This is a genomic window from Parcubacteria group bacterium, assembly GCA_041657845.1.
Classification (GTDB): Bacteria; Patescibacteriota; Minisyncoccia; order Moranbacterales; family JAKLHP01; genus JAKLHP01.
Genome location: JBBABD010000035.1, coordinates 1 through 7766 on the forward strand (window position 1 = coordinate 1; position 7766 = coordinate 7766).

At 34.3% G+C, this 7766-nt stretch carries 8 protein-coding genes; 5 read left to right on the forward strand and 3 right to left on the reverse strand.

The window, feature by feature from the left end:
- The first annotated feature begins 71 nt into the window (after positions 1-71).
- The 5 genes from WC906_04570 (at position 72) to WC906_04590 (ending at position 5848) form a co-directional block, all read left to right on the forward strand.
- Entirely contained in the window at positions 72-1526 is a 1455-nt protein-coding gene (locus tag WC906_04570) for a flippase (protein MFA5777686.1), read from the forward strand.
- 101 nt (positions 1527-1627) lie between these two features.
- The gene (locus WC906_04575; protein MFA5777687.1) at positions 1628-2506 is read left to right on the forward strand and encodes a glycosyltransferase family 2 protein; all 879 of its coding nucleotides are present in this window, start codon (positions 1628-1630) and stop codon (positions 2504-2506) included.
- Positions 2476-3258 carry a glycosyltransferase family 2 protein gene (locus WC906_04580; GenBank protein ID MFA5777688.1) on the forward strand — a complete coding sequence of 261 codons (783 nt, stop codon included), beginning with the start codon at positions 2476-2478 and terminating at the stop codon, positions 3256-3258. The genes WC906_04575 and WC906_04580 overlap by 31 nt, the downstream gene beginning before the upstream one ends.
- Positions 3259-3342: 84 nt before the next feature.
- Positions 3343-4668 carry an O-antigen ligase family protein gene (locus tag WC906_04585; GenBank protein ID MFA5777689.1) on the forward strand — a complete coding sequence of 442 codons (1326 nt, stop codon included), beginning with the start codon at positions 3343-3345 and terminating at the stop codon, positions 4666-4668.
- Entirely contained in the window at positions 4661-5848 is a 1188-nt protein-coding gene (locus tag WC906_04590) for an O-antigen ligase family protein (GenBank protein MFA5777690.1), read from the forward strand. The genes WC906_04585 and WC906_04590 overlap by 8 nt, the downstream gene beginning before the upstream one ends.
- 14 nt (positions 5849-5862) lie before the next feature.
- Here WC906_04590 and WC906_04595 read toward each other — a convergent pair whose 3' ends face one another.
- The 3 genes from WC906_04595 to WC906_04605 all read right to left on the reverse strand — a co-directional run.
- Positions 5863-6615, reverse strand: coding sequence for a hypothetical protein (locus WC906_04595; GenBank protein ID MFA5777691.1), 753 nt, complete (start codon positions 6613-6615; stop codon positions 5863-5865).
- Positions 6616-6636: 21 nt separating this feature from the next.
- Positions 6637-7515 carry a pilin gene (locus tag WC906_04600; GenBank protein MFA5777692.1) on the reverse strand — a complete coding sequence of 293 codons (879 nt, stop codon included), beginning with the start codon at positions 7513-7515 and terminating at the stop codon, positions 6637-6639.
- Positions 7512-7766: hypothetical protein (locus tag WC906_04605; GenBank protein ID MFA5777693.1), on the reverse strand; the 255-nt coding region annotated here is incomplete at its 5' end. The genes WC906_04600 and WC906_04605, both read right to left, overlap by 4 nt.

Here is a 7766-nt window from a genome sequence, read left to right on the forward strand (position 1 = left end):
TTTAATGTTTAAAAATTTTAGCATTATAATTTATTTAAAAATTAAAAATTGGAAATTAAAAATTACCGATTATGGCTGTTGCCAGAAAAATTGCCTACAATGTTTTTTTCAACGCTACTGCCAAAATATTAGCTACTGTTTTAGCATTAGTATCAATTGGTTTTATCACCCGCTACCTTGGCAGAGACGGCTTCGGAGATTACGCAACTGTGCTTGCGTTTTTTTCTTTTTTCGGATCTTTGGCTGATCTTGGCCTTTATTCCGTCGCTACTAGGGAAATTTCAAGAGTTGGCTCCGATGAAAAGAAGATAATGGGAAATGTTTTTTCCTTAAGACTCACTTCTGCAATTATCGTTTTTCTTTTTTCTCCGTTAGTTTTTCTTCTGCCGTATTCGCATGATTTAAAATTGGGAATAATTATCGCAGCTGCGTCTTTTGTTTTTTCTTCCGCCTATTCAGTTCTTAATGGAATATTCCAAAAATACCTGGCGATGGATAAAGTTGCCATCACGGAACTCATCGGCAAGGTCATCCAAATGGGAATTATAATATTTGCCGTAAAAATGGACTTGGGGTTCTCAATGATAATTTTTTCTCTTCTTGTCTACATGATTTTTAATTTTTTTGTGATCCTTCTTCTCAGCCGACGGTATGTCAAATTCAAATTCGAAGTCGATTTTGGCTACTGGAGAAAATTCATCAAAGAATCGCTTCCTATGGGAATCGCTGTTGTCATAACCTTCCTTTACTTCAAAACTGACACAATTATGCTTTCAATGATGCGATCCAGTTCCGATGTGGGAATTTATAACGCCGCCTACAAAGTTATTGAAAACATCACCTTCTTTCCGGCAATGATCATTGGGCTCATTCTTCCATTAACTGCGCGTTATATTTTTACTGACAAAAAAAAATTCCACAATATTTCCGATAAAACATTCAAGTTTTTCGTAATACTAATAATCCCCATAATTGTCGGGACATTGTTTTTGTCGGATGGAATCATTAAGCTGATTGGCGGAGGAGGATTTGCCGAGTCGGCCAATGTTCTTCGAATAATAATATTCTCTCTGGCGTTTATATTCTTCGGAAGCTTCTTTAACAACATCCTTTTAGCTGGGAATCTTCAAAAAAAATTAATGATCGCTTTGGGATTTTGCGCCATTTTCAATATCTCAATTAATTTCTATCTGATTCCGCGTTACTCATACCTCGGAGCTTCATATACTTCCGTCTTCACAGAAATGCTAGTGGCAATTTTTGGATTTTATCTTTCTAAAAAATATCTCCGATATACTCCGCGAATAAACAATATCGGCAGCATGTTCGCTTCCGGCATAGCTATGTCTCTATTTCTTTTTATTTTTCAAGGATTTAATTTTTTTATGATAGCTTTGGGAAGTACTGCTGTTTATCTTATTTTTCTCTACATAACCAAAGCTATCTCACAGGACGAAATCAAAAGCCTTTTCAATCGGGAAAAAATTCAAATTGAAGAAATTTTTCCAGAAGAACCCATCGGGTAACCCCGCAAATCACAAATCAGATACAAATATACGAATTTAAAAAATTGTCAATTCAATTATTTGCATATTCGTACTAAATTCGTAATTCGTGGGATATTAAAATGAAAAAAGCTCACAAAATATTCGTAATAATATTAAACTATAACGGAAAAGACGCGATTAAGCATTGCCTTGATTCCGTTTTTTGTTCTGACTATCCTAATCTTGAAGCAGTAGTTGTTGATAACGATTCCAAGGACGGCTCTTTCGAGCTTGCCAAAAATCTTTATCCCAAATTCCACTTTATTAAAAATGCCACAAATTCCGGATTTTCAGCCGGAAATAATGTTGGCATTCGCTTTGCTCTGGAAAAGATGGCAGATTATATTTTTCTTCTCAATAATGATGCCTTCTTAGAAAAAGACACTTTATCGAAATTAGTTGAATCGGCGGAAAATTCGAAAGCCGGTATTTTTAGTCCGATTATATACAATGAAAGTGGAAATATTTGGTTTTCTGGAGGAAAAATAATTTGGTCGAAAATGAGAGCTATCCACATCAACGAAAGACCGAATAAAAAAGACGCTTTTTCAACACAATATGTCACCGGGTGCGCTATGCTGGTCAAGAAAGAAGTATTTAAAAAGATAGGCCTTCTTTCTGAAGATTATTTTTTGTATTATGAAGACGCTGACTTTTGCCTAAGAGCAAAAAAGGAAGGTTTTGATTCAATGGTTGTTCCAACCGCAAAAGTAATCCACTGTGAAAAAAGCGAATTGGATTTATCCAATAAAATTTATTGGCTGGTTCTTTCCGGATTAATTTTTTTCAAAAAAAATACTCCTCCGGCTTTCAGAATGTTGACTCATCCATATCTTTACCTTAGAAAAATAAAAAATATGGCGGATAATCTGAATAACAGAAACCGCTATGCACCCACTGTTAAAAAAGCCTACTTAGACTTCAAAAAATGGAAAGAAAACCCCAAATATCCTTTATAATCGTAAATTATAACAGCAAGGATTATCTCGAGAAATGCCTGGCTTCTGTTTTTAATAATACTCAAAATATTTCCAAGGAAATTATCGTCGTAAATAGTTGCGATGATATCCTAACTCATTCGGAAGATATCAAAATAATAACTGCCTTGGAAAATAAAGGCTTCGGATATGCCTGCAATGTCGGCGCCAAAGCAGCACAAGGAGAAACCTTGTGTTTTTTAAATCCTGATACGGAAATAGTTTCTGATTATTTTGAAAAAATAATTTCCGAATTTGAAAAAGATTCTGCTATTGGAATAATCGGACCGAAACTTGTTGATGAAAATAATAATAATATTCAAGAATGGTGCGCCGGGAAAGAAGTTAATTTATCGGATATACTATTAAACAATATCGGACTAAAAAGAAGCAAAAAAATATGGGAAAGCAATGAGTCGGTAGAATGCGCTTGGGTAAGCGGAGCTTGCCTGTTTATCAAAAAAGAATTATTTGAAAAGCTAAAAGGATTTGACGAAAACTTCTTCCTATATTTTGAAGACATCGACCTTTGCCAGCGCGCTAGAAATTTAGGTTATAAAATAATATATAATCCGAAATTTACCGTTAAACATTTTGGAGGAAAAAGCTTTGAAGACAAAAAAAAACAGAAAAAACTATATTATGAATCGCAAGATTATTATTTCGAAAAGCACTTTGGAAAAATAGCAACAAACCTGTTAAAATTAATCAGATCCACTGTTATAACAAGATAAAGCTATCTTTCATTTCTCATCTATTGGGTATTTGGAATTTTATTAGGTTAATTAGAAATTAGGTCAATTAGACATTTTATAAATATGCTTTATAAATTACTTCTACTCTTCTGTCTCTATCTTCCCTTCCAACTAGCTCTCAATGCCTCCGAGGGCGTTGATTTGGCATCAGGACGGGTTTTTGTGTTGCTTCTGGGTATTCTTTGGCTTTTGAAAAGTTTGGCTCAAAAAAAGTTTTTTATTCCTAACAAAATCCAGACTTTGCTGCTTTTTTCTTTTCTTTTTTTAAGCGCTTTTTCGCTGGTTTTCGCCCAAAATACTGATTGGGCTTATCGCAAATTGCTATTTTTGCTCTCATTTATTCCGATCTACTTCGTTGTGGCATCTATATGTCATTCCGAGCGAAGCGAAGCGGAGTCGAGGAATCTAATTAGATCTCTCGATTCGCTACCGCTCACTCGAGATGGCAGAGACGTGAAAATTATCAAATTCTTGGTTTACGGAGCTGGCCTGGTTTCATTGGTCGGATTATTCCAATTTGCTTTGCAATTTTTCATCGGGATAAACGGAACTTTCTCGCTTTGGCAAAAAGTTATCACTCCGTTTTTGGGAAACAGCTTTTCTCAATCCGTTTTTCAAAATCCCAGCTGGTTGGTTGAAATCTCAGGGAATACTTACATGCGAGCTATCGCTTTTTTCCCGGATCCGCATATGTTTTCTTTTTATCTGGGAATGCTTTTGCCATTTGCCATCGCTTTGTTTTGGAAAAATAAAAGTAACCTATATTTGATAATATCTGCGCTAATTTTAATAACTGATATTTTTACTTTTTCCCGCGGAGGATATTTAGGACTTCTAGCGGGATTAATTTTCACGCTTTTTATTTTCAAAAAAGAACTAGTCAGAAGATTTTCTCTTAAAAAATTTGTTATTACCAATATTTTTATTTTAATTATTGCAGCGATAATAATGTTTCCAAATCCCATAAGCCAAAGATTGGCTTCCAGTTTTGATGTAAGCGAAGGATCAAATTCCGGAAGACTTGAGACGTGGAAACAATCACTGGAAGTAATCAAAAATAATCCTCTGGGAGTCGGGATTGGCAATTATGCCTTGAAAATAAAGCCTAGCGCCAATTATCGGGAACCGATTTATTCCCATAATTTATATTTGGATATTGCCGCCGAAACCGGAATATTAAACGCTCTAATTTTCATTTGGCTAATTATTGTTTCTATTTTGAGTTTTATAAGATTAGGAAAAAATAATAAATTCTATTTAGCCGGAGCCATAAGCTTAATAATATTTTCCGTCCATTCAATTTTCGAAACTCCTTTATATTCCATCCATGTTCTTCCTTTGCTTTTAGCTATTATCGCTTTAAGTATTATCAAGATTAAGAATGAATAAACTCACCAAAATTTTAATCTTCGCTACGGTTTTTTTAATCCCGACTTATCTAATTAGATTTAACCTATTTAAAATTCCAACTAATATTTTGGAAATTTTAATTTATCTGACTTTCGTTTCTTGGATTTTCGAAAAACCTCAAATTGATTGGAAGAAATTATACGCAAGTTATAAAATATATATTTTTTCAATCGCTTTAATCTTTATCGGACTTATATTATCCACTTTGGTTAACAAAAATTATCAAACCGGTTTTGGAATAATTAAAGGCTGGTTTTTTGATCCGATTTTATTTGGCTTCGTCTTATTTCAGACTATAAAAGAAAAAGAGGAAGTTGAAAAAATACTGAAAACTCTTTATTTTTCTGCTTTTGCGGTAAGTCTTGCCGCTTTAGAATACTTTTTTTACGGCTATCTCACTTATGATGGAAGGCTTCAGGCTTTCTATAATTCGCCCAATTATCTGGCAATGTATCTATCGCCGGCAATATTCATAGGGTTTTACTTATTCAAAATTCAAAATTCAAAATTGATTCAAAATTCAAAATTCAAAATTCAAAATTATATAATACCGTTATCGCTGTTTATAATTTTATTTATAATTTATTTAACCTATTCTTATGCTGCTTGGGTGTCAATAATTATTAGTTTATCAATTGTCAGATTTATTACAAAAAAATTGAGCAAGAAGTTTATTCTAATTTCTTTGCTAATAATTTTTATCGCATTTTTAACCCAACTTGGAAATCTCAAATTAAATAATGCTTTTTCCGAGCGTTCATCGCTAAATTCCAGAATGATGATTTGGAAGTCTTCAACTTTAATGCTAAAAAATAATCTAGTTTTTGGAATCGGACCGGGAAATTTTCAAAATAAATATTTAGAATACCAGAAATATTTTCCTCCTTATTTGGAATGGGCAGTGCCCCAGCCTCACAATTTATACTTGGCTTTTTGGCTTCAAAGCGGAATCATTGGATTTGTTGGTTTCGCGATTCTTATACTATTCTGGTTTAAAAATATATTAGCTCAAATAAAAAACAACCCCGTTCTGGCTGTTTTTGCTGGAATCATAATCTACATTTTACTCCACGGAATATTTGACACTACTTATTGGAAAAATGATCTGGCTTTGGTTTTTTGGATAGCATTATTCTTGACAAAAAAACAAGAGAAATAACTCTTAGTAAAAAATTAATCACTTCCAAAAATTTCTAATGATGTTTTATCTACGCATAATGCTGAAGATGATATAATGATGTAATCGTCAATAATTTCATAATACATTGAACCACCGGCTTTTACTTCCGCATAACGATATCTACCATCTTTAAATTCAAGTTTTTTGTCCAGTTCACTTTGGCTAAAATTTACTCCTGGGAAAAGCACCTCATGAAGATCGCTAAGCATTGATCCTTCCCAGGTTTTCATAAAATTCACTTCATCTTGATATAAATCCGGATAATTATTAAAAAGATCAACTTCCAAAACAATCCCATAACTTTGGGAAGAATTTTCTGGCGAGCAAATTATTAAATCGTACTCATTCTTATTAAAAAGAGTGCTAATTTTGTCATTTATTTTGAAGCCAACTGCTACAGAAAGATCATCTAATGAAACTTCTTCCTTTTCTTTATTAGCAATCCTATTCCAGGATAATTGTTTATTTTGAGCAAGAGACGACTTGTTGTTTGTATATTCATTAAATGCTTTTTTAATTTCTTCTGAATTTTTGAGATCTTGAACGTAGTAGAAATTATTACTACTGTTTTCAATATTATTGGAAACAGCGATGGGAGTTTTTAGCTCAAGCTTATTTTGACTTTTGCCCGTTGCATTGCTTGTCTGGCTTGCTTGATTCCCTTGAAAATAAAAATAGTAAAATATGGCCGCAGTAGCAATAAAAGAAACCGACATTGAAATAGCAATTATTTTTTTTCTATCCATAAATATAACCAAATAAATTTTTTAGTTTCCGCAAGAATCGCAATACCGCGAAGCTCTTATCACTCTGATATCACTTTTGTTCAGGTAGTAGCTTCCATTCGATTCTTTAATCCCTGCTTTTTTTCCTGAAGCATGGATGACTGTTGAACATCCGCTTCCTTCACACACAACCACATGAGGATTGGGAGTTAACGTGGCCAAAACATCTCCTGCCTTAAGCGAACTAGCTTCGCCTACGCTTTCACCTCCTGAATAAAAATCTCTTGCTACATTACCAGGTTTCCTGCAGGAAGCTTTAGCATAAGCCCCTCCTGCAAAATTAGAGCAATCAGTATATCCAGGACTTCCAACGCATCCATTTCTTTTTCCTTGATCATACTGGCATCCTTGATTTTTCATCGCTTGTGCTGCAGATACAATCGCGCTGCATCCGCTAGAATTTGGTGCAAGAGGAGTATTTGGGTTTGGTTTCGATTCTGTTACTGTTCCGCCTCCCAGCGATTTCATCGTTATCGTAATTTTTACCAAATCAGGATTAATAACATAAAGGATGAGATAAGCGCCCAGGGCAATGATGAGCCCCAAGATGGCATCGGTTACTATTTTTTTGGCTGTGTCCATCTTGGAAGTGTTTCCTGCGCTAACCATATACATAAATCCTCCGATGGTCAGCATCAAGACAGCCGCAATTCCGACAGTCCAAATGGCAAATTTATATATTGCTTCGATGTAAAGTTTGAGATCGGCTCCGGTATTTGCAGTTCCCGGAATTGGTTCAAGCGCAGTGTAATCATATGGTCCGGCAGCATTAATTGCGCGGTAGAAAAAGAAAGTTCCTATGATAAGAAAAAGAAACAGGAGAAAAAAATCCAGCCAAAAATTATTTTTATTTTTGTTCATCTTCTATTTTTATAAAAATTCGGAGACAAATTCATCGCAAGTCCAGAAATTAAAATCATTACAAAAACAATAAGAGCCATTCGAATAAGAAAAATCGTCTGCCCAGGCAAATTAGAAATTATGCTGGCTAAAAATTTTCCGGGATTCTTTAATGCGGTTTCTCCCAAAAAATCATCCCCATTGATAACCTCGGCTGTTATTGAAGTAGCAAGCGTTTTCCCTCCGCTTTCTTCCTGAACAATTCCCCAATA

What these genes read in the sequence shown, in the direction of transcription:
- WC906_04570 (MFA5777686.1), top strand. Translation starts at nt 72, where the DNA reads ATGGCTGTTGCCAGAAAAATTGCCTACAATGTTTTTTTCAACGCTACT.
- WC906_04575 (MFA5777687.1), top strand. Translation starts at nt 1,628, where the DNA reads ATGAAAAAAGCTCACAAAATATTCGTAATAATATTAAACTATAACGGA.
- WC906_04580 (MFA5777688.1), top strand. Translation starts at nt 2,476, where the DNA reads ATGGAAAGAAAACCCCAAATATCCTTTATAATCGTAAATTATAACAGC.
- WC906_04585 (MFA5777689.1), top strand. Translation starts at nt 3,343, where the DNA reads ATGCTTTATAAATTACTTCTACTCTTCTGTCTCTATCTTCCCTTCCAA.
- WC906_04590 (MFA5777690.1), top strand. Translation starts at nt 4,661, where the DNA reads ATGAATAAACTCACCAAAATTTTAATCTTCGCTACGGTTTTTTTAATC.
- WC906_04595 (MFA5777691.1), bottom strand. Translation starts at nt 6,615, where the DNA reads ATGGATAGAAAAAAAATAATTGCTATTTCAATGTCGGTTTCTTTTATT.
- WC906_04600 (MFA5777692.1), bottom strand. Translation starts at nt 7,515, where the DNA reads ATGAACAAAAATAAAAATAATTTTTGGCTGGATTTTTTTCTCCTGTTT.